Annotated in this window: 22 protein-coding genes, 6 tRNA genes and 1 pseudogene; 15 read left to right on the top strand and 14 right to left on the bottom strand. The window is 51.8% G+C overall.

The features are described from left to right. Positions 1 to 3: 3 nt before the first annotated feature. Entirely contained in the window at positions 4 to 1,341 is a 1,338-nt protein-coding gene (gene srmB / locus J5067_RS22510; RefSeq protein WP_264652062.1) for an ATP-dependent RNA helicase SrmB, read from the top strand. Positions 1,342 to 1,440: 99 nt separating this feature from the next. Here the strand turns inward: srmB and grcA are convergent, their stop codons facing one another. Further along, the gene (gene grcA / locus J5067_RS22515) at positions 1,441 to 1,824 is read right to left on the bottom strand and encodes an autonomous glycyl radical cofactor GrcA (protein ID WP_195316349.1); all 384 of its coding nucleotides are present in this window, start codon (positions 1,822 to 1,824) and stop codon (positions 1,441 to 1,443) included. Positions 1,825 to 2,184: 360 nt separating this feature from the next. Between grcA and ung the strand changes: the two genes are divergently transcribed. Beyond that, on the top strand, positions 2,185 to 2,877 hold the full coding sequence (ung, locus tag J5067_RS22520; RefSeq protein ID WP_264646027.1) for a uracil-DNA glycosylase: 693 nt from the start codon (positions 2,185 to 2,187) through the stop codon (positions 2,875 to 2,877). 138 nt (positions 2,878 to 3,015) lie between these two features. Here the strand turns inward: ung and J5067_RS22525 are convergent. The 3 genes from J5067_RS22525 to J5067_RS22535 form a co-directional block, all read right to left on the bottom strand. Next, positions 3,016 to 3,091 (bottom strand) — tRNA-Ala (locus J5067_RS22525). Between the two features lie 59 nt (positions 3,092 to 3,150). Further along, positions 3,151 to 3,226, bottom strand: a tRNA-Ala gene (locus J5067_RS22530). Positions 3,227 to 3,295: 69 nt separating this feature from the next. Continuing rightward, entirely contained in the window at positions 3,296 to 3,433 is a 138-nt protein-coding gene (locus J5067_RS22535; protein WP_264652063.1) for a hypothetical protein, read from the bottom strand. Positions 3,434 to 3,465: 32 nt separating this feature from the next. Here J5067_RS22535 and J5067_RS22540 point away from each other — a divergent pair, with 32 nt between their 5' ends. Next, on the top strand, positions 3,466 to 4,350 hold the full coding sequence (locus tag J5067_RS22540; protein ID WP_264652064.1) for an alpha/beta hydrolase: 885 nt from the start codon (positions 3,466 to 3,468) through the stop codon (positions 4,348 to 4,350). A gap of 101 nt (positions 4,351 to 4,451) precedes the next feature. On the opposite strand, the gene gltX is transcribed toward J5067_RS22540, so the two are convergent. Beyond that, positions 4,452 to 5,867 (bottom strand): glutamate--tRNA ligase, encoded by a 1,416-nt coding sequence (gene gltX, locus J5067_RS22545; protein ID WP_264652065.1) that lies wholly within the window; start codon positions 5,865 to 5,867, stop codon positions 4,452 to 4,454. Between the two features lie 268 nt (positions 5,868 to 6,135). Between gltX and J5067_RS22550 the strand changes: the two genes are divergently transcribed. From J5067_RS22550 to J5067_RS22585, 8 genes are all read left to right on the top strand, one after another. Beyond that, positions 6,136 to 6,211: transfer RNA gene (locus tag J5067_RS22550), tRNA-Val, on the top strand. 88 nt (positions 6,212 to 6,299) lie between these two features. After that, a tRNA-Val gene (locus J5067_RS22555) sits at positions 6,300 to 6,375 on the top strand. Positions 6,376 to 6,415: 40 nt separating this feature from the next. Beyond that, positions 6,416 to 6,491 (top strand) — tRNA-Val (locus tag J5067_RS22560). A gap of 7 nt (positions 6,492 to 6,498) precedes the next feature. Then, positions 6,499 to 6,574: transfer RNA gene (locus J5067_RS22565), tRNA-Lys, on the top strand. A gap of 289 nt (positions 6,575 to 6,863) precedes the next feature. Further along, the gene (locus tag J5067_RS22570; protein WP_264646024.1) at positions 6,864 to 7,226 is read left to right on the top strand and encodes a GtrA family protein; all 363 of its coding nucleotides are present in this window, start codon (positions 6,864 to 6,866) and stop codon (positions 7,224 to 7,226) included. Further along, positions 7,223 to 8,146 carry a glycosyltransferase family 2 protein gene (locus J5067_RS22575; RefSeq protein WP_264652066.1) on the top strand — a complete coding sequence of 308 codons (924 nt, stop codon included), beginning with the start codon at positions 7,223 to 7,225 and terminating at the stop codon, positions 8,144 to 8,146. The genes J5067_RS22570 and J5067_RS22575 overlap by 4 nt, the downstream gene beginning before the upstream one ends. A 14-nt stretch (positions 8,147 to 8,160) precedes the next feature. Then, positions 8,161 to 9,702 (top strand): DUF6056 family protein, encoded by a 1,542-nt coding sequence (locus J5067_RS22580; protein WP_264652067.1) that lies wholly within the window; start codon positions 8,161 to 8,163, stop codon positions 9,700 to 9,702. Between the two features lie 311 nt (positions 9,703 to 10,013). Then, on the top strand, positions 10,014 to 10,448 hold the full coding sequence (locus tag J5067_RS22585) for a DoxX family protein (RefSeq protein ID WP_222157814.1): 435 nt from the start codon (positions 10,014 to 10,016) through the stop codon (positions 10,446 to 10,448). Between the two features lie 94 nt (positions 10,449 to 10,542). Here J5067_RS22585 and J5067_RS23250 read toward each other — a convergent pair whose 3' ends face one another. The 8 genes and pseudogenes from J5067_RS23250 to dgt all read right to left on the bottom strand — a co-directional run bounded on the left by J5067_RS23250 (position 10,543) and on the right by dgt (position 19,094). Further along, on the bottom strand, positions 10,543 to 10,803 hold the full coding sequence (locus tag J5067_RS23250; RefSeq protein ID WP_319802406.1) for a TOBE-like domain-containing protein: 261 nt from the start codon (positions 10,801 to 10,803) through the stop codon (positions 10,543 to 10,545). Next, positions 10,804 to 11,535, bottom strand: a pseudogene (locus tag J5067_RS22590) (sulfate/molybdate ABC transporter ATP-binding protein); the annotation flags it as partial. It lies immediately after the preceding gene. Then, entirely contained in the window at positions 11,525 to 12,409 is an 885-nt protein-coding gene (gene cysW / locus J5067_RS22595; RefSeq protein ID WP_264646020.1) for a sulfate ABC transporter permease subunit CysW, read from the bottom strand. The pseudogene J5067_RS22590 and the gene cysW, both read right to left, overlap by 11 nt. A gap of 10 nt (positions 12,410 to 12,419) precedes the next feature. Continuing rightward, positions 12,420 to 13,232, bottom strand: a complete 813-nt coding sequence (gene cysT / locus J5067_RS22600) for a sulfate ABC transporter permease subunit CysT (protein ID WP_264646019.1) — start codon at positions 13,230 to 13,232, stop codon at positions 12,420 to 12,422. 97 nt (positions 13,233 to 13,329) lie between these two features. After that, positions 13,330 to 14,340 (bottom strand): sulfate ABC transporter substrate-binding protein, encoded by a 1,011-nt coding sequence (locus J5067_RS22605; protein WP_264646018.1) that lies wholly within the window; start codon positions 14,338 to 14,340, stop codon positions 13,330 to 13,332. Positions 14,341 to 14,583: 243 nt separating this feature from the next. Then, complete coding sequence (locus tag J5067_RS22610) at positions 14,584 to 15,741, bottom strand: CdaR family transcriptional regulator (RefSeq protein WP_264646017.1); 1,158 nt, start codon at positions 15,739 to 15,741, stop codon at positions 14,584 to 14,586. Positions 15,742 to 15,946: 205 nt separating this feature from the next. Further along, positions 15,947 to 17,380 carry a serine endoprotease DegP gene (gene degP, locus J5067_RS22615; RefSeq protein WP_264646016.1) on the bottom strand — a complete coding sequence of 478 codons (1,434 nt, stop codon included), beginning with the start codon at positions 17,378 to 17,380 and terminating at the stop codon, positions 15,947 to 15,949. Positions 17,381 to 17,582: 202 nt separating this feature from the next. After that, a complete protein-coding gene (gene dgt / locus J5067_RS22620) occupies positions 17,583 to 19,094 on the bottom strand; it encodes a dGTPase (RefSeq protein WP_264652068.1) in 1,512 nt (503 codons plus the stop codon). Positions 19,095 to 19,223: 129 nt separating this feature from the next. Here dgt and mtnN point away from each other — a divergent pair, with 129 nt between their 5' ends. The 3 genes from mtnN (at position 19,224) to J5067_RS22635 (ending at position 21,196) form a co-directional block, all read left to right on the top strand. Beyond that, a complete protein-coding gene (gene mtnN, locus J5067_RS22625) occupies positions 19,224 to 19,925 on the top strand; it encodes a 5'-methylthioadenosine/S-adenosylhomocysteine nucleosidase (RefSeq protein ID WP_264646014.1) in 702 nt (233 codons plus the stop codon). Continuing rightward, entirely contained in the window at positions 19,925 to 20,746 is an 822-nt protein-coding gene (btuF, locus tag J5067_RS22630) for a vitamin B12 ABC transporter substrate-binding protein BtuF (RefSeq protein WP_264646013.1), read from the top strand. The genes mtnN and btuF overlap by 1 nt, the downstream gene beginning before the upstream one ends. A gap of 192 nt (positions 20,747 to 20,938) precedes the next feature. Beyond that, complete coding sequence (locus tag J5067_RS22635; protein WP_264628881.1) at positions 20,939 to 21,196, top strand: hypothetical protein; 258 nt, start codon at positions 20,939 to 20,941, stop codon at positions 21,194 to 21,196. Between the two features lie 82 nt (positions 21,197 to 21,278). Here the strand turns inward: J5067_RS22635 and erpA are convergent, their stop codons facing one another. Then, positions 21,279 to 21,626 carry an iron-sulfur cluster insertion protein ErpA gene (gene erpA / locus J5067_RS22640; RefSeq protein WP_264646011.1) on the bottom strand — a complete coding sequence of 116 codons (348 nt, stop codon included), beginning with the start codon at positions 21,624 to 21,626 and terminating at the stop codon, positions 21,279 to 21,281. Positions 21,627 to 21,819: 193 nt separating this feature from the next. Here erpA and hemL point away from each other — a divergent pair, with 193 nt between their 5' ends. Then, positions 21,820 to 23,100 (top strand): glutamate-1-semialdehyde 2,1-aminomutase, encoded by a 1,281-nt coding sequence (hemL, locus tag J5067_RS22645; protein ID WP_264652069.1) that lies wholly within the window; start codon positions 21,820 to 21,822, stop codon positions 23,098 to 23,100. Positions 23,101 to 23,121 lie beyond the last annotated feature (21 nt).

Raw genomic sequence — 23,121 nt, forward strand, 5'->3', positions numbered from 1 at the left:
ACCATGACTGCAACCCAATTTTCCGATCTTGATCTTGATGAAAGCCTGCTAGATGCCTTGCGCGATATGGGCTATGAGCGCCCCACCGCTATTCAACTGGCGGCGATCCCACCTGCAATGGACGGGATAGATGTCCTTGGATCTGCGCCAACAGGAACAGGAAAAACAGCAGCCTATTTGCTGCCGGTGTTGCAGCATCTGATTGACTTTCCTCGTAAAAAATCAGGGCCACCGCGTATTCTGATCGTAACGCCCACGCGTGAACTGGCGATGCAGGTAGCCGATCAGGCCAAAGCCTTGGCGGCGCACACCCATCTGGACGTGGCAACCATCACGGGCGGCGTGGCGTACATGAACCACGCTGAAGTCTTCAGCGAGAATCAGGATATTGTGGTAGCGACAACGGGCCGTCTGCTGCAATACATCAAAGAAGAAAACTTTGACTGCCGCGCGGTGGAAACGCTGATTCTGGACGAAGCGGATCGTATGCTCGACATGGGATTTGCCCAGGATATTGAGCATATTGCCGGTGAAACCCGCTGGCGCACACAAACCTTGCTGTTTTCCGCCACGCTGGAAGGCAATGCCGTCAAGGATTTCGCAGAGCGACTGTTGAAAGAACCGGTAGAGATAGAAGCCGACCCTTCACGGCGTGAGCGTAAAAAGATTCTGCAATGGTTTTACCGCGCCGATGATACCGAACACAAAACCGCGCTGCTGGCACATTTGCTGAAACAGCCGGAAACCACCCGCGCCATCATCTTTGTACGTAAGCGCGAGCGCGTGCATGAACTCGCCGCCTGGCTGCGCGAAGCGGGGATCAACAGTTGCCATCTGGAAGGCGAAATGGTGCAAGCCAAGCGTAATCAGGCCATCACACGTCTGAGTGAGGGACTGGTCAATGTGTTGATTGCCACTGACATTGCCGCACGCGGGTTGGACATTAACGATGTCAGCCACGTATTCAACTTTGACTTGCCGCTCACGGCCGATATTTACTTGCACCGTATTGGGCGTACCGGACGCGCCGGCAAAAAAGGGTGTGCCATCTCACTGGTGGAAGCCCACGATCACTTGCTGCTTGGCAAGATCAGCCGTTACTTAAATGAGCCGCTAAAAGCGCGCGTCATTGATGAACTGCGTCCGAAAACCAAAGCGCCAAGCGAAAAAACCAACGGCAAGCCGTCGAAAAAAGTGTTGGCTAAGCGTGCTGAAGATAAGAAAAAGAAGAAAGAGAAAGAAAAAACCAAGGTTAAAGTGCGCCACCGCGACAGCAAGAACGTCGGCAAACGCCGCCAGCCTGCGCAGAAAGCGGACGATACGCCTTCAGGCGCAGAGTAATTCCGTTTCGATACCGTCTCCCGGCACTAGCGCCGGGAACAAAAATCGAGCACAAAAAAAAGGAGCTTTCGCTCCTTTTTTATTACCGCAACCGTGCGATTACAGGCTTTCAGTGAAAGTACGCGTAATCACGTCACGTTGCTGTTCCGGGGTCAGTGAGTTGAAACGCACTGCATAACCAGAAACACGGATGGTCAACTGCGGGTATTTTTCAGGATGTTTTACCGCATCTTCCAGCGTTTCACGGCGCAGAACGTTGACGTTCAGGTGTTGACCCCCTTCCACGCGCACTTCCGGTTTGATTTCCAACGGAACTTCACGATATTCAAACTGCCCCAGATCGCTCACTGGAACGATTTGATCTTCGCTGTAATCCGCTTTTGCGCAAACGCAGCGTGCTTCTGATTTTTCTTCATCGAGCAGCCAGAAAGAGTTAACCAGAGCGTTATTGTTAGCTTTAGTAATTTGAATGCCAGTAACCATAATTGCCTCCGTAAAACAGCAGAATCGTGTCTGAACCTGGGAAGGGTTGCAGTACTCACCAACACGAGGTTTTAACCACAAAATGAAATTCACTTACCTTGTGTAGTTATATACCAGTACCTTAGCCGCCAATCTTTGATTTAAATCAATTAATTCAGGGTGCGAAAAACACAACTGATAGCAATTAATTGTTTTACATCAATTTTAATCAAAACCCACAATGCAATTTTTTTTGTAAATTTTCAACTTTTTTATAATTTACCCTTCGCTATCATCAACTTTTCCGCCACAGTGTTTTACCTTGCGAGCAGAGATCGGTAAGCTACAGCCCTCTTTCACAACACCCGCATCGAGGACAGGATGACAACCGAACTAACGTGGCATGACGTTTTGGCACAGGAAAAAGAGCAGCCTTATTTTGTGCAGACGTTGGCGTTTGTCGGCAATGCCCGCGCCGAAGGAAAGGTAATTTATCCCCCGCAGAAAGATGTGTTTAACGCCTTTCGCTATACCGAGTTCAATCAGGTCAAGGTGGTGATACTGGGACAAGATCCCTACCACGGGCCAAACCAAGCGCACGGCCTGTCATTCTCCGTCCGCCCGGGCGTTCCTGCGCCGCCGTCATTAATGAACATGTATAAAGAGCTGGCGAACGATATTCCCGGCTTTACAATTCCCCAGCATGGTTGTCTGCAAAGCTGGGCGGAGCAAGGTGTGCTGCTGTTAAACACCGTGTTAACGGTAGAGGCCGGTCAGGCACATTCCCACGCGAACCTCGGCTGGGAAACATTTACCGATCGCGTAATCGGCGCGTTAAATGAAAAACGCGATGGTATCGTGTTTCTGTTATGGGGAGCTCATGCGCAGAAAAAAGGCAGCATTATCGATACGCAGCGCCATCATGTGCTGAAATCACCACATCCGTCACCGCTGTCAGCACACCGTGGCTTTCTGGGTTGCCACCATTTTTCCAAGACGAATCAATTACTGCAGCAGCAGGGGCAGTCGCCGATTGATTGGATGCCACAGCTACCGGGTTCAGCCGATCAGTAATGCCATCAGTTCGCAAGCAGCGCAGCGCTACAGCGATGCAAATCGCTTGCGAACTGAACCCGATACGAGAATTAAATACGTGATAGCGATGGCTTAAGGGATATAAACAGGAAAACAAGCGCTGAAATGAGAAGGAGGTGGTGGAGCTAAGCGGGATCGAACCGCTGACCTCTTGCATGCCATGCAAGCGCTCTCCCAGCTGAGCTATAGCCCCACAATGCTGGATATGTTCTATTGCATCTGTTTACCACAGCCACCGCAACAAGGTTGAAGTGGTGGAGCTAAGCGGGATCGAACCGCTGACCTCTTGCATGCCATGCAAGCGCTCTCCCAGCTGAGCTATAGCCCCATTCCATCAGACAGTGACGCTGATTGTCTGTGTGAACGGCCCGAATAATATGCAACCCGCTCAGGTGTGTCAACGGCTAAATCTCTTTCTGCCGTCAACCGCTGAAAAAGCCGCCAGCGCGCCGATTTTATCAACGCTTCTGACGCAATGCGCTGCATAAAGACAGAAAAAACGCTGGCAATGATAACGGGTTTTATTATCATCCATCTACTGACACTTAAGAACCTTAACAGGTCGTTATGCGCTATTTGCCCGTTGTGCTTATTACTCTGATCGCCTCCAGCCTGTTGCCCGCGCGGGCACAACCCCCTGTCGCCACGCTCTCTGAAAACGCAAAGCGCTACTTCAGCATTGAGCAACACGATATGGAAAGCACGCGCCAGCTTCAGTACCGTATCTTCATCGCCACGCCACGCGATATTGCCGCACAGGAGAAACGTCCGGTGCTCTACGTGCTGGACGCCAACGCCCAGTTCCCGCTGGCGGTCAACAGTTACACCCCCGCGCAGGGGCCTGCGCCGGTGATTGTCGGCATCGGCTATCGTATCGATCAGGGTTATGACATTCCTGCCCGCACCCGCGACTACACGCCCCCCGCCCCGACACCCGATCCGGATTTTGGTGCGGGAGGAGAAGCGGAGCTATTTTATCAGTTTATCCAACACAGTGTGAAACCGTGGGTAGAAACACAAGCCCCCGTTAATCCACAGCAGCAAACACTCGCCGGCCACTCCTTTGGCGGGTTATTCGTACTGTATACCCTGTTTAACCATGGGGAATCCTTCCAGCGCTATCTGGCCGCCAGCCCGTCTATCTGGTGGGGAGACGGTGTGGTCATCCCCAAACGTTCACCGCTGCTTACCGCGCAACCGACCTCAATCACGATAAGCGTAGGCGAATATGAAGAGAAGCCGCCAAAGGCCGACCCCAACCAACCGGTCGATCCAAAACGCGCCAAGCGTCAGGCACAGCGCACCATGGTGACCAAAGCGCGCGATCTGGCGGCGCAATTGCACACAGAAAACCCTGCGGCCAGCTTTATCCTGTTCGAAGGCAAACACCATGGCAGCGTGATCCCCGATGCGATGGCAAAGGCGGTAGAAGTGACCATTCAGCCACAGTGAGATCAAGATTGCCCCGAAGCCGTGAATAAAAAACGCCCCGTGCAGCGTGCTCCTTAAAAGGAGGGCCACACGGGGCGTTAATCGATCGCTGGGTTACGCGATTATTGCTGTGCTTCACGCTCGGTGATAAAGGCCAGCGCTTTATCGATGCGTGCCAATGCACGTTGCTGACCCACCGCATGCACCGTGACATCGACGCCCGGTGATTGGCCCGCGCCGGTTACCGCCACACGCAGCGGCATGCCCACTTTACCCATCCCCTGTTGCAGTTCGTCCGCCGTGCCCTGAATCGCGTGATGAATGTTTTCCGCAGTCCAGTCACTGATGGCAGCAAGTTTCTCACGCACCAACTCCAGCGGCTGGCGAGCGACCGGGCGCAAGTGTTTCTTGGCAGCATCGGCATCGAACTCGGCAAAGTCTTCATAGAAATAACGGCAGGACGCCGCAATTTCTTTCAGCGTCTTGCAGCGCTCACCCAGCAGCGTCACCAGTTCGCACAGTTGCGGCCCGGTGCGGGTGTCAATCCCCGCCTGCTCAATGTGCCATGACAGGTGCGTTGCTACATATTCAGCCGGCAGATGATTGATATAGTGGTGGTTGAGCCACTGCAATTTCTCAGTATTGAAAGCGCTGGCCGATTTGCTTACGGCGTCCAGCGTAAACAACTGCGTCATTTCGTCGATGGAGAAAATTTCCTGATCGCCATGTGACCAGCCCAAACGGACCAGATAGTTGAGAAGCGCCTCCGGCAGATAACCATCATCACGATACTGCATCACGCCCACGGCACCGTGGCGTTTGGACAGTTTCTTGCCATCATCACCCAAAATCATCGACACATGGGCATATTCCGGCACCGGCGCACCCAACGCTTTCAAAATATTGATTTGGCGCGGGGTGTTGTTGATATGATCTTCACCGCGAATAACGTGCGTGATTTCCATATCCCAGTCGTCGATCACCACGCAGAAGTTGTAGGTCGGCGAACCATCAGTGCGGCGAATGATCAGATCGTCCAGTTCCTGATTACTGAATTCGATCGGGCCACGAATACGGTCGTTGAAAATCACTGAACCGTCTTGCGGGTTACGAAAACGCACCACGTGAGGCTCATCATCGGCATGGTGCGCATGAGAATCGCGGCAGCAGCCGTCATAGCGCGGTTTTTCACCCTTCGCCATTTGATCTTCACGCAGCGCTTCCAGACGCTCACGACTGCAATAGCATTTATAGGCGGTGCCCTGCACCAGCATTTCATCAATCACCGCGTTGTAGCGGTCAAAACGTTTAGTCTGGTAGTACGGACCCTCATCCCAATCCAGGTTCAGCCAGTTCATGCCGTCCATAATGGCATCGATGGCCTCCTGCGTTGAACGCTCCAGGTCCGTGTCTTCGATACGTAAAACAAACTCACCCTGATGGTGACGGGAAAACAGCCAGGAGTAGAGCGCAGTACGAGCGCCGCCGACATGCAAATAGCCAGTGGGGCTTGGCGCGAAACGAGTTTTGATTTTCATTGGGATAATAAGCCTTGTTACTTAAGGGCGACTGGCAGACACCAGCAACGGTTCCAGTCAAACGTTGGCGATATTCTATCACTCTGCCCTGATTCCTCAACGCTGTAACCGCATTGCGCGTGGAATAGGGTTAATAATACGCCGAATTATTGACCAGGAATGCCCAGAAAAACGACGTGTTGCCTAATTTTACAACGAACACGCATTTTGCATTTAAAAACCGTTGACTCACTTTCAACTATCCCTATAATGCGACTCCACACAGCGAGGGTGATTAGCTCAGCTGGGAGAGCACCTCCCTTACAAGGAGGGGGTCGGCGGTTCGATCCCGTCATCACCCACCACTCACTTTGAGTGCCCGTTGTGTGAAGTATCACGGTATGAAGTACGACTGTGTTAGCACGGAAGTACGATGTAAGAAAAAGTGAAATTGGGTGATTAGCTCAGCTGGGAGAGCACCTCCCTTACAAGGAGGGGGTCGGCGGTTCGATCCCGTCATCACCCACCAATTTCAGCCAGCTGATTTTTCTTACAGACAATTTAGAAGTGGGTGATTAGCTCAGCTGGGAGAGCACCTCCCTTACAAGGAGGGGGTCGGCGGTTCGATCCCGTCATCACCCACCACTTCTGCGGGTCGTTAGCTCAGTCGGTAGAGCAGTTGACTTTTAATCAATTGGTCGCAGGTTCGAATCCTGCACGACCCACCATTTCCGCAGATCTCTCCTTTTTCCTCTGATGTTTTCTTATCCGTACTTTCTCATCTGCATGAAACATCGCAACAAACACCGGTCTGTGTTTAGGCTTGAGCCAAAAGCGCGTTAGCGTCGATCGCAAAAGATAACCTAATCCCGATTAACCTTGCCTCCCGCCGTTTTAGTAGCACCTTTTTCAAGTCGAAACATCACCCTTCGTTTAGGCAAGAAGCGTTACTGTTGTGTAGATCATAGTCAGAATCAGTGATAAAATATCAAAAACTTAATAAAAAACGATTATTGAATGCTTAAATTATTCACTAAATATGTGAGCATCGGGATTATCAATACGGTTATTCACTGGGCTGTATTCGGCGCGCTGGTTTATCTTGCCGCATACGATCAATCGGTAGGAAACCTGATTGCATTTTTGGTTGCAGTCACATTTTCATTTTTTGCCAATGCAAAATTCACCTTTCAAGCCAGAGCTTCTGGCAGAAGATATTTCCTTTTCATCACGTTCATGGGGATACTGAGTTTTATTTCAGGTCAATTATCAGACCATTATAATATCCCCCCCTTGATCACAATGATTGAATTTTCTGCAATTAGCCTGATCTGCGGTTTTTTCTACTCGAAGCTCATTGTCTTTAGGAAAGAGAAATGAAAATCTCACTGGTAGTTCCTGTCTTTAATGAGGCAGATACCATACCAATCTTTTATAAAGCGGTTAGAGAGATGGAATCTCTCAAACAGTACCAAGTAGAAATTCTTTTCATTAACGATGGCAGCACCGATGCCACAGAGTCAATCATCAATGCACTCGCCGTGTCGGATGAATTGATTTATCCGCTGTCGTTTACCCGTAATTTTGGTAAAGAGCCTGCTATTTTTGCAGGATTGGAGAATGCAACCGGTGATGTCATTATTCCCATTGACGTTGACCTTCAGGATCCAATTGAAATAATCCCTGCACTTATTGAAAAATGGCAACGCGGCGCAGACATGGTGCTGGCTAAGCGCTCGGATCGCTCTACGGATGGTCACTTAAAGCGAAAAACGGCAGAATGGTTCTATAAACTTCACAACAAAATTAGCACACCTAAGATCGAAGAAAACGTGGGTGACTTTCGCTTAATGTCTCGTGGGATTGTTGAAGATATCAAGCTTATGCCGGAGCGTAACCTTTTCATGAAAGGGATACTCTCTTGGGCCGGGGGTAAAACAGACATTGTTGAATACACCCGTGCAGAACGCATTGCAGGAAACACCAAGTTTAATGGTTGGAAACTCTGGAACCTCGCCCTCGAAGGTATTACCAGTTTTTCAACGATCCCGTTAAGGGTGTGGACCTATATTGGCCTGTTTGTAGCAGGGCTATCCTTCCTTTACGGTTCCTGGATGGTTTTTAACACTCTGGTTTTTGGGAACCCGGTGCGCGGTTATCCTTCCCTTTTAGTTTCTATTTTGTTTCTCGGTGGTATTCAACTTATCGGCATTGGGATTTTAGGTGAATATATCGGAAGGATCTATGTAGAAGTAAAACAAAGACCAAGATACATCATTAAAAAACAAGCACCAAAATGAGATAGATCAAAAAGATGAACAAGACACTGACAATATCAATATCAGCTGCTATTTTTTTAGCAATATTTTTAATTGAGTGGTATACACCTATTCATTCAGATGATTATCACTACACACTGTTAGGCATATCTTTAGACACTCACTACCAACACTACATGACATGGAGTGGGAGAGTGGTCGCTGATTACATCAGCACATTGTTACTATATATCAACTCTCGTATTATCTACTCTATTTCAATTGCAACAGCCGTATTGTCTTTTTGCCTTTTCATTGCAAAGACCCCATCGGGTTCGTTCAAATGGAATAAAAATGACAGTATAGTCATTTTGTTAGTATTTCTTACCTATTGGATAGCCAATCCTAATATTGGAGAGACAATATTTTGGGTGGTTGGTAGCGCCAACTATCACTGGACAAATCTTTTTGTTGCTGCATGGATATATGGAATAAGCCATACGCTTCAAAATAATGATAAAAAGATCCGCATATTGATGATAATCATCAGTCTGTTAGCCGGATGCTCTAATGAAAGCGTGGCTCCATTCGTTATCGGATTATCCTTATTGGCGATTTGTTACGATTTTTGGAAAAGAAAAAGCACTGATATCAACAAAGTAATTTACGCCTTTATGACAATAGTGGGTGCTTGCATACTCATCCTTGCACCTGGAAATTTTATCAGAGCAAAAGAAACCCCGGTTTGGTTAGGTAAATCATTTTTAGAAAAAATTGTATTTCATTTTACAGAACGACTCTCTGGACATCTTGCACTGATATGGATTAGCTATGTTGTTTTAGCATTGCTTGCTTTGATTGCAGTGATAAGCGCTCGCAAAGGAACCGCTGTTTCCAGAAAGAGAATCTACGCTACTTACCTGATGATAGCTATTGCGGTGGGGACAAGCTTTATCATGTTCATCTCCCCCTCTTACCCCGATAGGGTTGTCAATGGAACATTGATGTTTCTTCTCTTTGCAATATCATTCCTTGGCCATGGCATCCTGGAAACGGCTGAAAGAAGAAATATTTTAAATATCAGCATTGTTACCTTTCTTTGTCTGGCAACCTTCCTATGGTCTTATTCGCTAATGTATAGCGCTTACACACGTGTTTATGTGCAAGACAAAGTCAGAATGAAGATCATTGCGGATGAAATAGCCAAGAATCAAGAGAGCTTTTCCATTCCAGAGTTCTATTTCTCCAAACTCCAGAACAGCGGAGGGCATTTCGGCCTGTTTCATGCTCCAAATCTTTACGGACGATATTTTGGTGCGAAAGAGATTTTTAAAACCATTGTCAAATTTGACTATTCAGTCATGTACAGTGGCCAAAAAGGGGTTTTGGATGACCACACCGCTTACTACACCAATCAGTCTGGTGATTTTATGTTGGTGAGCACTCAACCACTAGAGGGAGAGATAGCGATAACAATCAATGGCAGCAAAGTGAGTTATGCGCTGGGAACATTTACCAAAGCAACCGTCAATGATGAATACTGGTATTATAAAAAAATGCCCTCAGGTCTGTTCGACGCCGTCAAAATGGTCAAATAACGGCGACGGCCAGTACAACAAATAGCGAACAGTGGCTGAAAATTAATGTCGGTAGTAGCTTACCGACATCATCCTTCATACAGCGGACCAACATCCAACACTCAACCGCCGTCCAGCCCAAATCTACGCCTATCCGTACCCCTACTATATTCATTTCAACATCGCGGTCACACTGCCACTCGCTGATACCTCAGCAATTTTTTTGATTAGCTATGTCAAATAAATTTGTTTTCACTGCGTCACTAAAATGGCGACACTACGTCCTGTTGTCCTTCCCACCATTTTTGTGAACATACATAGGGTTAATTATTATGATTGCTCAGCTCAATCGGTCATTCAATCGCCTCGCAGACCATCAGGATGCCGGTATTCTGCTACTGCGTCTGACCATTGGTATTTTGTTGCTGTTTCACGGTGTCGCCAAAATAGAGCACGGTGTGGGTTGGATTGTGCAGATGCTGCAAGCAGCTGGCCTGCCGGGCTTTATCGCTTACGGCGTATACATCGGTGAAGTGGTTGCCCCGATCCTGATTATTTTGGGTGTCTTTACTCGCGTTTCCGGCCTGATTGCTGCGTTAACACTGGTGGTTGCTACGCTGATGGTCGGTATCGGTAATTTCTTTACCCTGACCAAAGTCGGTGCCTGGGCGCTGGAAGTGGAAGCACTGTACTTCTTCGGTGGCCTGATCATCACGCTGGTAGGCAGTGGCCGTTACTCTGTGGTATCAAACCCAGATTACCGCTGATTTTACCGTCAAAGAAATTGAATGAAAAACGCCCGCGATTGCGGGCGTTTTTTTATGAACCGTTTGGTCTTTTTTTCGAAACGGTAGCTGTCGTTTAGATTTCCCAATCGTGGTTATACACTTTGGGTTTGAACTGGATAACATCGCCACGTTTCAAGCCGTTGAGGTTGATATCATCCTGTGCCACTTCGGCTTCGATCAGTTCGGGTTCACCTTCAACTTTCAGCGACAGACGGGTCAATGCCCCCAATGGACGAATATCTCGCACTACCACCGGCTGAAACCCTTCTCGCGCTTCGGAAGCGATCGCCACTTCATGAGGGCGGAACAGGATAGGTTTCTCACTGTGCGCCACTTTCAGGCGATTACTGTCACCCAGGAAGTGATAGACAAACTCACTGGCCGGGTGGTTATACACCTCAGCAGGCGAGCCAATCTGCTCGATAACCCCTTTATTCATCAGCACAATACGGTCAGCAACTTCCATCGCCTCTTCCTGATCGTGCGTCACAAACACCGATGTCAGGTTGATGTTCTCGTGTAACCGTGACAGCCAACGGCGCAGCTCTTTACGCACTTTGGCATCTAACGCACCAAACGGCTCATCCAGCAGCAAAATACGCGGTTCAACAATCAGCGCACGCGCCAGCGCAATACGCTGGCGCTGACCGCCAGAAAGCTGCTCAGGATAACGATCCGCGAGCCAGTCTAACTGCACCATGTTCAGCAGCTCATGCACTTTCGTTTCAATATCGCGCTTGGAAGGACGGATACTGCGCGGTTTCATGCGTAAGCCAAAGGCCACGTTGTCAAAGACGGTCATGTGACGAAACAGCGCATAGTGCTGGAACACAAATCCCACGTTGCGATCGCGCACATCGTGCACCGACACATCTTCACCGTGAAAAACAATCTGTCCGCTGTCCGGCTTTTCCAGGCCAGCAATAATGCGCAGCAAGGTGGTTTTGCCACAGCCCGACGGCCCGAGCAGTGCCACCAGCTCGCCGCTGTTGATCGCCAGATTGATTTCATTCAAGGCCCGGAACTGGCCAAACTGTTTGTTTATATTACGGATATCAATGCTCATTTGGAGCCAGCTCCTGTTGGTGTTTCTCAACCTGTTTTGCCAGACGCCCTTCACTCCATTGGCGCAGCAGCAATACCACTAACGACATCAGCAACAATAAAATCGCCACGCTAAAAGCGGCTACAATGTTGTATTCGTTGTAAAGGATCTCAATGTGCAACGGTAAGGTGTTGGTCAAACCACGAATATGGCCAGATACCACGGATACCGCGCCAAACTCGCCCATCGCTCGTGCCGTACAAAGCACCACGCCGTAAATCAGCGCCCATTTCACATTGGGCAGCGTGATGTGCCAGAACATCTGCCAGCCGTTGGCGCCCAGCAAACGGGCCGCCTCCTCCTCCTGAGTGCCCTGCTGCTCCATCAAAGGAATCAGCTCGCGCGCCACATAAGGCAAGGTGACAAAAATGGTTGCCAGCACGATCCCCGGCACGGCATAGACGATTTCAAGATGGTGCGCGGTCAGGAAAGGGTAAAAGTAGCTTTGTGCACCAAACAGCAGCACATACACCAACCCCACCACCACCGGCGATACCGAGAAAGGCAAGTCAATCAGTGCCAGCAGTAAGGTTTTGCCGCGAAATTCAAATTTGGTCACGCTCCAGGCTGTCGCCAAACCAAACACCACGTTAAGCGGTACGGAGATAACCGTCGCCAGCAGCGTCAATTTCAGCGCAGAAATCGCATCTGGTTCCGAAATCGCCTGCCAAAATGCACCTACGCCTTTCGCCAACCCCTGCGTCAGCACCATCAATAGCGGCAGTACCAGCACCAGAAAGAATACCAGCCAGGCCAGCGTCACCAGTACGTAATAGGTCGTTGCGCGTTTTTTGCTCTTAGGAGCACGCGCAGCGGTAGCAATTACCTGTTCCATTGTCACCGCCTTACAGTTTGGGCTGAATACGACGCTGCAACAGGTTAATCAGCAGCAGCATAATGAAAGAGACCAACAGCATAAATACGCCGATACCGGTAGCGCCTTTGTAGTCATACTGATCGAGCTTGGAGACAATCAGCAGCGGCAGTATTTCGGTTTTAAAGGGAATGTTGCCCGCAATAAACACCACCGATCCGTATTCACCTACCCCACGTGCAAACGCCAGTGCAAACCCCGTCAACCAGGCCGGCAGCAGAGCAGGTAGCAGTACATGCCAGAACACCTGAGCCGGTTTTGCGCCCAGACAGGCCGCCGCTTCCTCCACTTCGCGAGGAATATCAGCCAGTACCGGTTGCAGCGTTCGCACCACAAAGGGCAAGGTGACAAAAATCAACGCCAGCGTGATACCCAAGCTGGTGTAGGCAATCTTGAAAGGAAACAGTCCGCCAATCAGCCCATTCGGTGCATACAGCGCCGTGAGTGCAATGCCCGCCACCGCCGTGGGCAGCGCAAAAGGCATGTCGATCATGGCATCGATCACCTTACGGCCCGGAAACTGATAGCGCACCAACACCCAGGCCAGCAAGGTTCCCAGAATGCCATTAACAAAAGCCGCCGCCAGCGCCGTGCCAAAAGAGAGTTGCAGTGAAAACAGCACCTGGCGGCTGGTGATCAACGTCCAGAATTGCGTGAGTGTAAGCTGACTGGCGTAGACAAACATGCCCGCCAGCGGGATCAACACAATCAAACTTAAGTAGCTGAGGCTAAACCCTAAGGTAAGGCCAAAACCAGGAATGACGGGAGAAATGCGTCGTGACATACCAAGCCTTTCTTAATGCAATAGTCCAGTGAACCAGCCCCATCCACATGGCAAAGCCGCTATCGACGTAGCGGCCAGCCAGCAGGAATTTTAAAAATTATTTATTGATTTCATTGAAAATCTTGTCAAAAACGCCACCGTCGTTAAAGTATTGGTCCTGCACTTTGGTCCAGCCGCCAAACTCTTCATCGATGGTCACCAGTTTCACCGGTGCAAATTGACCTTTAAATTCTTCAGCAATCTTGGCATTGCGCGGACGGTAGAAGTTCTTACCGATAATGCGCTGCGCATCGTCGCTGTAGAGGTATTTCAGGTAGGCTTCAGCCTGTTTTTGTGTGCCTTTGCGTTCAACCACTTTGTCCACAACGGCAACCGGTGGCTCAGCCAGAATAGACAGCGACGGTGTGACGATTTCCAACTGATCGCCGCCCTGCTCTTTCAGTGAGAGATAGGCTTCGTTTTCCCACGCCAGCAGCACATCGCCCAGTTGGCGTTGTACGAAGCTGATGGTGGCACCGCGCGCACCGGTGTCTAATACCGGCGCATGGCGATAAAGTTCAGTCACGAATTTCAGTGCAGTCGCATCACTCCCACCCGGCAGGTGCTTGGCATAAGCCCAGGCCGCCAGGAAGTTCCAACGCGCACCGCCGGAGGTTTTCGGGTTCGGCGTAATCACTTCCACGCCCGGTTTCACCAGATCGCCCCAGTCTTTGATGTTTTTCGGGTTGCCTTTGCGCACCAGGAACACAATGGTAGAGGTGTAAGGCGTGCTGTTATCCGGCAGGCGTGCCTGCCATTTGGGATCGATCAGCGGCTGATTCAGGTTCAGGGCATCAATATCCCCCGCCAGCGCCAGCGTCACCACGTCCGCCTGCAAACCATCGATGACCGAACGCGCCTGTTTGCCGGAGCCACCGTGGGAGTTTTTAATGGAAAGTGTTTCACCGGTGGTTTCTTTCCAATGTTTGATGAAGGCAGCGTTATATTCCTGATACAACTCACGCGTTGGGTCATAAGACACGTTCAACAATTCCGTTGCCGCAGACGCAGCACCCGCAAATAATACCGTTGCTGCTGCAAGAGATACTCCCAGACGGCGTATTGACATTATTATCACTCCCTCAACATTTCTCGTAATTTGTGTAGTGTGTTTGGCGTAGTGCGGGCAATGGGCTCACAACATGGAGTGACAATAGAGGATAGGGGGTGGGGGCAAAAATATTGTTTCGCGATAATTTATGCTCTCGCGTTATATTCTTTGACCTTATTCATTTTTTTAAATCTAAGCAGATTGCCGGCTCGCAGGCAGCAAAAAGGGGCCATAGGCCCCTTGGATCAATCAGATAGCAACTTATTCTTCTTCATCCAGCTGCAATGCCACATAGAGCAGCAAGCGGTCATCGAAGTTGCCCAAATCCAGTCCGGTCAGCTCGGAGATACGGTTCAGGCGATATTCGAGCGTATTACGATGGATAAACAGCGCTTTAGCCGTGGCCCCCGGTTGAACATTATTGCGAAACCAGGCGTTAAGCGTGCGTCGCAGCAAGCCATTGCCGTCCATCGCTTTCAGTTTTGCCAGCGGACGAACCAGTTCATTGGCCTGCCAGCCACCGCGCAGGCTATCGAGCAGCACCGGCAGCATGAGATCCTGATAATAGTAGCAACGCTGGCTAGGCATACGCTGTTTCCCAACGCTCATGGTGGTGCGCGCAGTACGATAAGAACGCGCAATGCTGCCAGGTCCGGTAAAATAGTTGCCCAACGCCATCCGTACCCGCAGGCGGCCGCTTTCGGTCATGCGAGAAAACAGGTTATCCACTCGACGCCGATGCTCTTCGGCATCCCAGCGGCCATGGCTGTTCAGCGCGGGTTTCAGCACTACCATTTCGGTCAGAGACACGATAGCGATCAGGTTGTTGCGTTCGGGCGTGGTCAACAGCGTTTGCAACTGCTGCAATTCTGCCATGGCACTGTCTACGCCCAATTGGCCGCTATCGACTTCGACAACCGCCACCACGCGCGGCGTATTGAGATCGATCCCCAAACGTTGTGCCCACTCCATCAGCGCAGGCGACAGCTCGTCGGTACGAATCAGGTTGAGCACCAGCTCTTCACGCAAACGGCTATCCTGCGCCAGCATGTGCAACAGTCGGGCCTGTTCCAGCATCATCTCTGCGGTCATGCACACCAGTTCACCAAACTGGCGCAAATGGGCGGGATTACCGGTCAGGCCGATGACGCCGACGATTTCACCGTCAATGCGCAGCGGCAAGTTGATACCGGGCCGCACGCCGTGCAGATGGCGGGCAACCGCATCGTCGATATCGACCACACGCCCCTGTGACAAGGCCAGCAGCGCACCTTCATGCAATTCCCCGACACGTTCCCGATCGCCACTGCCTATGATTCGTCCACGTGCATCCATCACGTTGATATTACTATCAATAATTTGCATGGTGCGCGCAACGATGTCCTGCGCCAGCTTTGCGTTGAGATGATATGACGCCATTCCCGCCCCTGGAAAGAGAAAGTGACAATTGCACTATCATAGCGTTGCCCTGAAAGCTGGACATTGTGCAATTTCACAAACATCAGCCCAATTCATTAGAATTGCGGGAAATATCACAAAATAAGAGCGAGGCGGCGCAGGGCAAAAGCGGAAATAAAAAAGGAGCGTCAAGAATACGCTCCTTTCAGTCTGAAACCGCTAGCGTTTATTGTGCCAACAGATAAAGCGTGGTATTACCGCGCAACACATTCAGCGCCAACACCGGAGGTTTGCTGTCCAGAATTTTACGCAGTTCACCGAGGTTCTGCACCGACTGCTGATTGACCCCGAGGATCACGTCATCCTTCTTCAAGCCGATTTTCGCCGCCGCCGAACCGGCTTTCACCTCGTCCACCTTGACGCCTTTCTGACCGTCGATTTCGGTGTTGCTGAGCGATGCGCCGCTGATGCCGGTGTAGAGATTGCCGGATGCGACCTGTGTCTGACTGGTCTGCTGCAAAGTGACTTCTACCGTTAACGGTTTACCTTCACGCAGCAGCCCCAGTTTGACCTTGCTACCAACCGGCAAGGACCCAACCTGGGCACGCAGTGCCGCAAAGCTACTTATCGGCTTGTCGTTCAGCGTCAAAATAACGTCACCGGCTTTGATGCCTGCTTCGTCCGCAGCGGATTTCGGCCTGACCTGGCTGACAAATGCCCCGCGCTGCGCATCCACTTTCATCGCTTGCGCCAGATCGGAATTCAGCTCGGTGCCGGTAATGCCCAGTTCGCCGCGTTTCACGTCGCCAAACTCAACCAATTGCGCCGTGAGGTTTTTCACCATGTTACTCGGAATGGCAAAACCGATACCGATGTTTCCGCCATCCGGTGCCAGAATCGCGGTGTTCAGGCCGATTAGTTCACCGTTGAGGTTAACCAGCGCGCCGCCGGAGTTGCCTCGGTTGATCGCCGCATCGGTCTGGATAAAGTTTTCATAGTTTTCGATATTGAGCCCGCTGCGCCCCAGCGCTGAAACAATACCGGACGTGGCCGTTTGACCCAAACCATAGGGGTTACCGATTGCCACAGTGTAGTCACCCACGCGCAACTGATCGGAATCAGCGATCTTGATGGCGGTAAGATTTTTAAAATCAATCAGTTGAATCAACGCGACATCGGTACGCGGGTCTTTGCCAATCACTTTGGCATCGTACTTACGCCCGTCATAGAGCCGCACCTGAATCTTGTCGGCGTTGTCGACCACGTGGTTATTGGTTACCACATAGCCTTTCTCCGCGTTGATCACCACGCCTGAACCCAATGCCTGGAAGTTCTCACGCTTTGCAGGCGCGCCTTCTTCCCCTTCATCTTCGGCCCCCTGACAAATCGGGGAATTTTGGAAGGGGGAACCCTCCTGACAGAATGGCGAATTCTCACCGAAGAAAGGCTGCATCTGCTGCGGAATATTGCTGCGCTTGACGTCGGTATGCCCTTCAATGGAGATGCTGACGACGGAAGGCATCACTTTCTCGAGCATCGGAGCCAGACTTGGCATCTGGCTGGATGTCGATACTACCGCCTCAGTCGCCGCAAAGACCTGCCCCATGCTCATTGCCAGGCTCAGCGCCAATGCACTCAGAACCAATGATTTTCTTTTCATGATCTCTTATCTCGTCGTATCAACAGGTGAATCCCACGTCGCCGAACCTGTTTACCATCCCACCCTCTCGATGTCGCGCTGGCGGGTTCGTAAACAGGCTCAATTGGCGTTCGCGCTATATCAGATAAACAAGAAAGCACAAAGTTCATCGCCGCGCGCTGGCCCAAACGTAAGCAAGTATGGAGCCGCTTTACATAAATTGTTATTCCGCCGCCATCAGCCGCCGGTATTCGTCGTAAGCGTAAAGATCTGTCATTCCGCTGATATAATCTTGAATCAATCGTGCCCGATAATAGTATTCCCATATCTCCTGTTCGTCGCGAGACAGGGAGGAGAGCCGGAGCGTGGCTTCACGATAGGCCAGGCAATGTTTGCTGGACAGTTTGTGGTACAGCCGGGTTTCGATGGGATAGTGCGGATGCGTATCGTCATTCACCATCAGGCTGAAGGCGTCATAAGACATTTCCAGCAGCGGATGGTAGATATCCAATAGCCCCCCGATAACGCGATAGCCTTGCAGCTCCAGCTTTTCGACTTCTGCGTTATTAAACACATACTTGCGCGCCACCTCTTTGAATACCCGCAACAGCTTGGCCTGCGCACCCTTGTCCTCCAGCAACGCTTCATCAAAAGCGCCAGCGTAAATTGCAGGCAGATTTTTGAGAAAACGGTGTGCCGCGTAAGGCACCAGCCTTGCCACGGTATTGACGCGCAACTGCATAAAAAATTGATCGTCGGTGCTGCGCCAACGGTGCCGTTTTCGGCTTTCGTAAGCCTGCTCTACGGTTTTGGCAAACAGATCCGAAGGATCGACGGTACCCCAGGTCTGGCGCAGGTACAGATAAAGCTGTTCGGTGCTGAGGATCTCTTTTTCTACCGCATCCTCCAGATCGGCGACGCAGTAGGAGATGTCGTCAGCGGCTTCCATGATGTAGGTGAGCGGGAAGCGGTGGTATTCGTCCAGCGACAACGCCTGGCGCAAATCGGCAACAAAATCCTGTTCGGAAAGATAGTAGCCCGGCTTTTTCATCAGATAGCGGTAGTTGTCAGGCACCTCGCCGACCCAATACGCTGGCCGGGTATATTTGAGAATACAGCCCACCTGGCTGTAGGTAAGATTCAGTTTAAGCAACGTATGCACCAACCGAATCGCCTGCGCATTGCCTTCAAAATGGCTGAGGTCCTGCCGCACCTGACGCCGCAATGCATCATGGGCATCGCCTTTCAGGCGCAGGGCTTCAGCCTGGCAGGCATCATCACGCGGCAATGCCTCATCCTGAATATAAGCGGCATCCAACCGTTTTCTAAACCAGTTATTGATGGCGGATTCACCAAAATGGCCAAAGGGTGGGTTACCGATGTCATGCATCAGGCAGGCCATTTCCACCATGCTTTCAAAGGGGGTTTGCCAGAGAGACAGGCCGAGGGCATCCAGTCGATTTTCGCCTTTTATCCGCACCAGAATATCTTTGGCGATGTAACGACCGACCTGCTGCACTTCCATAGAGTGTGTCAGTCGCGAACGCACCGCGGCGTTACGCTCCAGAGGAAACACCTGCGTCTTCTGTTGTAAACGGCGGATCGCGGCAGAGTTGATGATACGCCCCCTGTCGCTTTCGAACAGGCGCACGATGTCATATTCACTCTCAGCCGTAATCGGTTTGCTCAGCGGCCGCTGAACGCTGAACTTCTTTGAAAAATCGATATCGGACATCCCCTTCCTCCTTTACCGCCGCCAAAATCACGCCTGGGTTCCATTTCCCCCCGTTAGCCATGATAGACTACACAACACACACTACGGCTAACTATTCGAAATACTATTCGAAATTTTGTGGGGAATCTTATGAAAGTCGGCATTATCGGGGCCATGGAACAAGAAGTGACGCTTCTGCGCGATCGCATCGAAAACCTCAAAACCTTCACGCGCGCCGGGTGCGAAATCTACAGCGGATCGCTGAACGGCGTCGACGTGGCGCTGTTAAAATCGGGTATTGGCAAGGTTTCTGCGGCAATGGGCACCACGCTACTGCTGGAACACGCTCAACCGGACCTCATCATCAACACCGGCTCTGCGGGTGGTCTGGCACCGACCCTGAACGTCGGCGATATCGTGGTATCCGGTGAAGCGCGCTATCACGATGCCGATGTCACCGCTTTCGGTTATGAAGCAGGTCAGATGGCAGGTTGTCCAGCGGCGTTTCCCGCCGATGCGTCCCTGATTGCGCTGGCCGAGCGCGCCATTGTGTCTCTGCAACTGAATGCCGTGCAGGGGCTTATCGTCAGTGGTGATGCGTTTATCAACGGTGCCGAGCCGCTGGCCCGCATCCGTCGCACCTTCCCGCAGGCCGTCGCGGTCGAAATGGAAGCCACCGCAATTGCTCACGTTTGCCATCAGTTCGGCGTGCCTTTCGTGGTAGTACGCGCTATCTCCGATGTGGCTGACAAAGCGTCGCACCTGAGTTTTGATGAGTTTCTGGCCGTGGCGGCCCAGCAATCGTCGCGCATGGTGAGTGCCATGCTGCAAGAGCTTGCCGGAAAAGCCTGATGCGCGTTCGCGGGTTCGCTCTTCTGGCAATACTGTGCCTGCTCATTAGCGGGCGGGTCAGCGCAGACGCTGTCGCTCAGCGCATTATCAGCCTGGCCCCGCACGCTACGGAGTTGGCCTTCGCCGCTGGCATGGGCGATCAGGTGATTGGTGTAAGTGCCTGGTCAAACTACCCGCCCGAAGCAGAGCAGCGAGAACAGGTTGCGTCCTGGCAAGGTATCAATCTGGAACGGGTGCTGGCGCTGAAACCGGACTTAATTCTGGCCTGGCGTGAAGGAAACCCGCAGCGACCGCTTGAACAGCTCTCTGCCTTTGGCATCCCAGTGGTCTATCTGGATCCCACCTCGCTGGATGCGATACCGACCATGCTGGAACAGCTTGGGCAATACAGCGCGCACCCTGACGTAGCGCGGCAAAATGCACAGGCCCTGCGCCAGCAGTTGGCCGATTTGAAAGCGCGCTACGCCGATGCGCCGAAACATCAGGTGTTTTTGCAATTTGGTACACACCCGCTGTTTACCTCAGGCAAGCAGTCGTTGCAAAACCAGGTGCTGGCCCTGTGTGGCGGCGTCAATGTTTTTGACGACAGCAAAGTGCCCTGGCCACAGGTCAGTCGTGAACAGGTGTTGCGGCGCAAACCACAGGTGATCATTACTACGGGTACTGCCGCCGATGCGGCCGCCACCCGTGATTTTTGGTCGCCGCAGTTGTCCGTGCCGATCATTACGGTAGAGGAAGATTGGTTTAATCGCAGCAGCCCGCGCCTGCTGCTGGCAGCCCAGTACATTTGCCAGCAACTCTCCGCCCTCCCCGCCCAGTAAATCACAGGGTAATGCCTGCGCTCATGCAGGCATTACTGCATGCTTTTCATCCAGAAAAAAACCGGTTATCATGTCGGTAATGGTCAAAATGCAACCATGTTTAGACAAGAAACAAACCAAAACATAACGATTTGATAACGCACTATTGTGCACTGAGCCGGTAACGGCTCTTTTTAACACCAGGTAGAAAAAGTGATAAAAATAAGTCTGCTTACTGCGGGCCTGCTGATGCTGGCCTGCAATACTGCGTGTGCAGCAAGCACCAGCGGGCAAATCAATGTGGGGTTGAGCGTGGTTCCTGCCTGTGAAGTCAAGGAAACCGCAACATCAGCCCGCGTCGAGTGCCCGGCCGCAAAAGCGTTGATGCCGAAGATTACGCAAACGTCTCTCAGCGCAGGGGCTCGTACGGTAACCCATCAGGAACAGCGGCTGATCACCATTGAATGGTGATGGTTGGTTTATTCGGCCCGTTAAAACAAAAAACCGCGTTGCAAGCAGCGCGGTTTTTTCTCGCCATTAGGTGGCTGGATAATCAGATGCTGAAAGAAGAGCCGCAGCCGCAGGTGCTTTTCGCATTCGGGTTAGTGACCACGAAGCGCGAACCTTCCAGGCCTTCGGTGTAATCCACCGCGCCACCGACCAGATATTGCAGACTCATCGGGTCTACCACCAGCGCCACGCCCTGTTTTTCAATGGTCATGTCGCCGTCGTTAATCTTATCGTCAAAAGTGAAACCGTATTGGAAGCCGCTACAGCCGCCCCCGGTGATGTAGACGCGGAGCTTCAGCTCCGGATTCTCTTCATCAGCAATCAGGACTTTCACCTTTTTTGCCGCCGCATCAGTGAATTGCAGCGGCACAGCCATTACTTCATCGCTCATTGTCGTACTCCCAGCTTGTCTTTTATTGGGCGGCGCACGCCGTTTGCCTTATCCCAATCATACGCTCATTATCCAACAGCGGGAAACAAGGTTCAAGATGTGACACATTTTGTTCACTTCAGCATCGAATTTGATAACGCGACAGCGTTGTTTACAATAGGCAAAACTCCGCTCTCTTTTCAGGACCCTTTCCATGAATAAATCAGAAAGTCTCTACGCTGCGGCACAGCAGCTTATTCCAGGCGGCGTCAACTCGCCGGTACGCGCGTTCAACGGCGTCGGCGGCGTGCCGTTGTTTATCGAGCGGGCGGAAGGATCGCGTCTCTACGATGCAGACGGTAACGCCTATATCGATTATGTCGGCTCCTGGGGACCGATGGTGTTGGGGCATAACCACCCGGCCATTCGTCAGGCGGTGATCGCCGCCGCAGAGCGCGGATTGAGCTTTGGTGCGCCAACCGAAATGGAAGTGCACATGGCACGGTTGGTGACCTCACTGGTACCGTCAATGGACATGGTGCGCATGGTGAATTCGGGCACTGAAGCCACCATGAGCGCCATCCGTCTGGCGCGCGGCTTCACCAGCCGTGACAAAATCATCAAATTTGAAGGCTGCTACCACGGCCACGCGGACTGCCTGCTGGTCAAGGCGGGCTCAGGCGCATTGACGCTGGGCCAGCCCAACTCCCCCGGCGTACCCGCTGATTTCGCACGCCACACACTGACCTGCATCTACAACGATGTGGATTCAGTCCGTCAGGCTTTTGAGCAATACCCAGATGACATTGCAGCGATTATCGTTGAGCCGGTAGCGGGCAACATGAACTGTATTCCGCCGCTGCCAGCGTTTCTGCCGGGATTGCGCGCATTGTGCGATGAATTTGGCGCGCTGCTGATCATTGATGAAGTGATGACAGGCTTTCGCGTGGCATTGGGCGGCGCGCAAGCGCATTACGGCGTGGTGCCCGACCTGACCTGCCTGGGTAAAATCATTGGCGGTGGCATGCCGGTGGGCGCGTTTGGCGGACGGCGTGATGTGATGCAGGCGCTGGCACCGACCGGCCCGGTGTATCAGGCGGGGACGCTGTCCGGTAACCCAATTGCCATGGCAGCGGGCTTTGCCTGCCTGAGCGAAGTGGCTAAGCCCGGTGTGCACGACACCCTTACCGCCTTGACCACACAGTTGGCACAGGGGCTGGAGGCCGCGGCTAAAGCGCAGAATATTCCTCTGGTGGTGAATCACGTGGGCGGCATGTTCGGTCTGTTTTTCACCGACGCACCGAGCGTAACCTGCTATCAGGATGTGACGCAGTGTGATGTGGAGCGCTTTAAGCGTTTCTTCCACCTGATGCTGGCCGAAGGCGTTTATCTGGCGCCGTCAGCGTTTGAAGCGGGCTTTATGTCACTGGCACACAGCCAGCAGGATATTGAGAACACTATCGCGGCAGCACGCCGCTGCTTTGCCCAGTTGTAATCGCAGCCAAGAGAAACGCCC

The sequence above is a fragment of the Candidatus Symbiopectobacterium sp. NZEC151 genome (assembly GCF_025962655.1).
Classification (GTDB): Bacteria; Pseudomonadota; Gammaproteobacteria; order Enterobacterales; family Enterobacteriaceae; genus Symbiopectobacterium.

Bases quoted from the DNA above. Each gene is read 5' to 3' on its own strand.
- srmB (WP_264652062.1), top strand. From the start codon at position 4: ATGACTGCAACCCAATTTTCCGATCTTGATCTTGATGAAAGCCTGCTA.
- grcA (WP_195316349.1), bottom strand. From the start codon at position 1,824: ATGGTTACTGGCATTCAAATTACTAAAGCTAACAATAACGCTCTGGTT.
- ung (WP_264646027.1), top strand. From the start codon at position 2,185: ATGACAACCGAACTAACGTGGCATGACGTTTTGGCACAGGAAAAAGAG.
- J5067_RS22535 (WP_264652063.1), bottom strand. From the start codon at position 3,433: ATGGATGATAATAAAACCCGTTATCATTGCCAGCGTTTTTTCTGTCTT.
- J5067_RS22540 (WP_264652064.1), top strand. From the start codon at position 3,466: ATGCGCTATTTGCCCGTTGTGCTTATTACTCTGATCGCCTCCAGCCTG.
- gltX (WP_264652065.1), bottom strand. From the start codon at position 5,867: ATGAAAATCAAAACTCGTTTCGCGCCAAGCCCCACTGGCTATTTGCAT.
- J5067_RS22570 (WP_264646024.1), top strand. From the start codon at position 6,864: ATGCTTAAATTATTCACTAAATATGTGAGCATCGGGATTATCAATACG.
- J5067_RS22575 (WP_264652066.1), top strand. From the start codon at position 7,223: ATGAAAATCTCACTGGTAGTTCCTGTCTTTAATGAGGCAGATACCATA.
- J5067_RS22580 (WP_264652067.1), top strand. From the start codon at position 8,161: ATGAACAAGACACTGACAATATCAATATCAGCTGCTATTTTTTTAGCA.
- J5067_RS22585 (WP_222157814.1), top strand. From the start codon at position 10,014: ATGATTGCTCAGCTCAATCGGTCATTCAATCGCCTCGCAGACCATCAG.
- cysW (WP_264646020.1), bottom strand. From the start codon at position 12,409: ATGGAACAGGTAATTGCTACCGCTGCGCGTGCTCCTAAGAGCAAAAAA.
- cysT (WP_264646019.1), bottom strand. From the start codon at position 13,232: ATGTCACGACGCATTTCTCCCGTCATTCCTGGTTTTGGCCTTACCTTA.
- J5067_RS22605 (WP_264646018.1), bottom strand. From the start codon at position 14,340: ATGTCAATACGCCGTCTGGGAGTATCTCTTGCAGCAGCAACGGTATTA.
- J5067_RS22610 (WP_264646017.1), bottom strand. From the start codon at position 15,741: ATGGCGTCATATCATCTCAACGCAAAGCTGGCGCAGGACATCGTTGCG.
- degP (WP_264646016.1), bottom strand. From the start codon at position 17,380: ATGAAAAGAAAATCATTGGTTCTGAGTGCATTGGCGCTGAGCCTGGCA.
- dgt (WP_264652068.1), bottom strand. From the start codon at position 19,094: ATGTCCGATATCGATTTTTCAAAGAAGTTCAGCGTTCAGCGGCCGCTG.
- mtnN (WP_264646014.1), top strand. From the start codon at position 19,224: ATGAAAGTCGGCATTATCGGGGCCATGGAACAAGAAGTGACGCTTCTG.
- btuF (WP_264646013.1), top strand. From the start codon at position 19,925: ATGCGCGTTCGCGGGTTCGCTCTTCTGGCAATACTGTGCCTGCTCATT.
- erpA (WP_264646011.1), bottom strand. From the start codon at position 21,626: ATGAGCGATGAAGTAATGGCTGTGCCGCTGCAATTCACTGATGCGGCG.
- hemL (WP_264652069.1), top strand. From the start codon at position 21,820: ATGAATAAATCAGAAAGTCTCTACGCTGCGGCACAGCAGCTTATTCCA.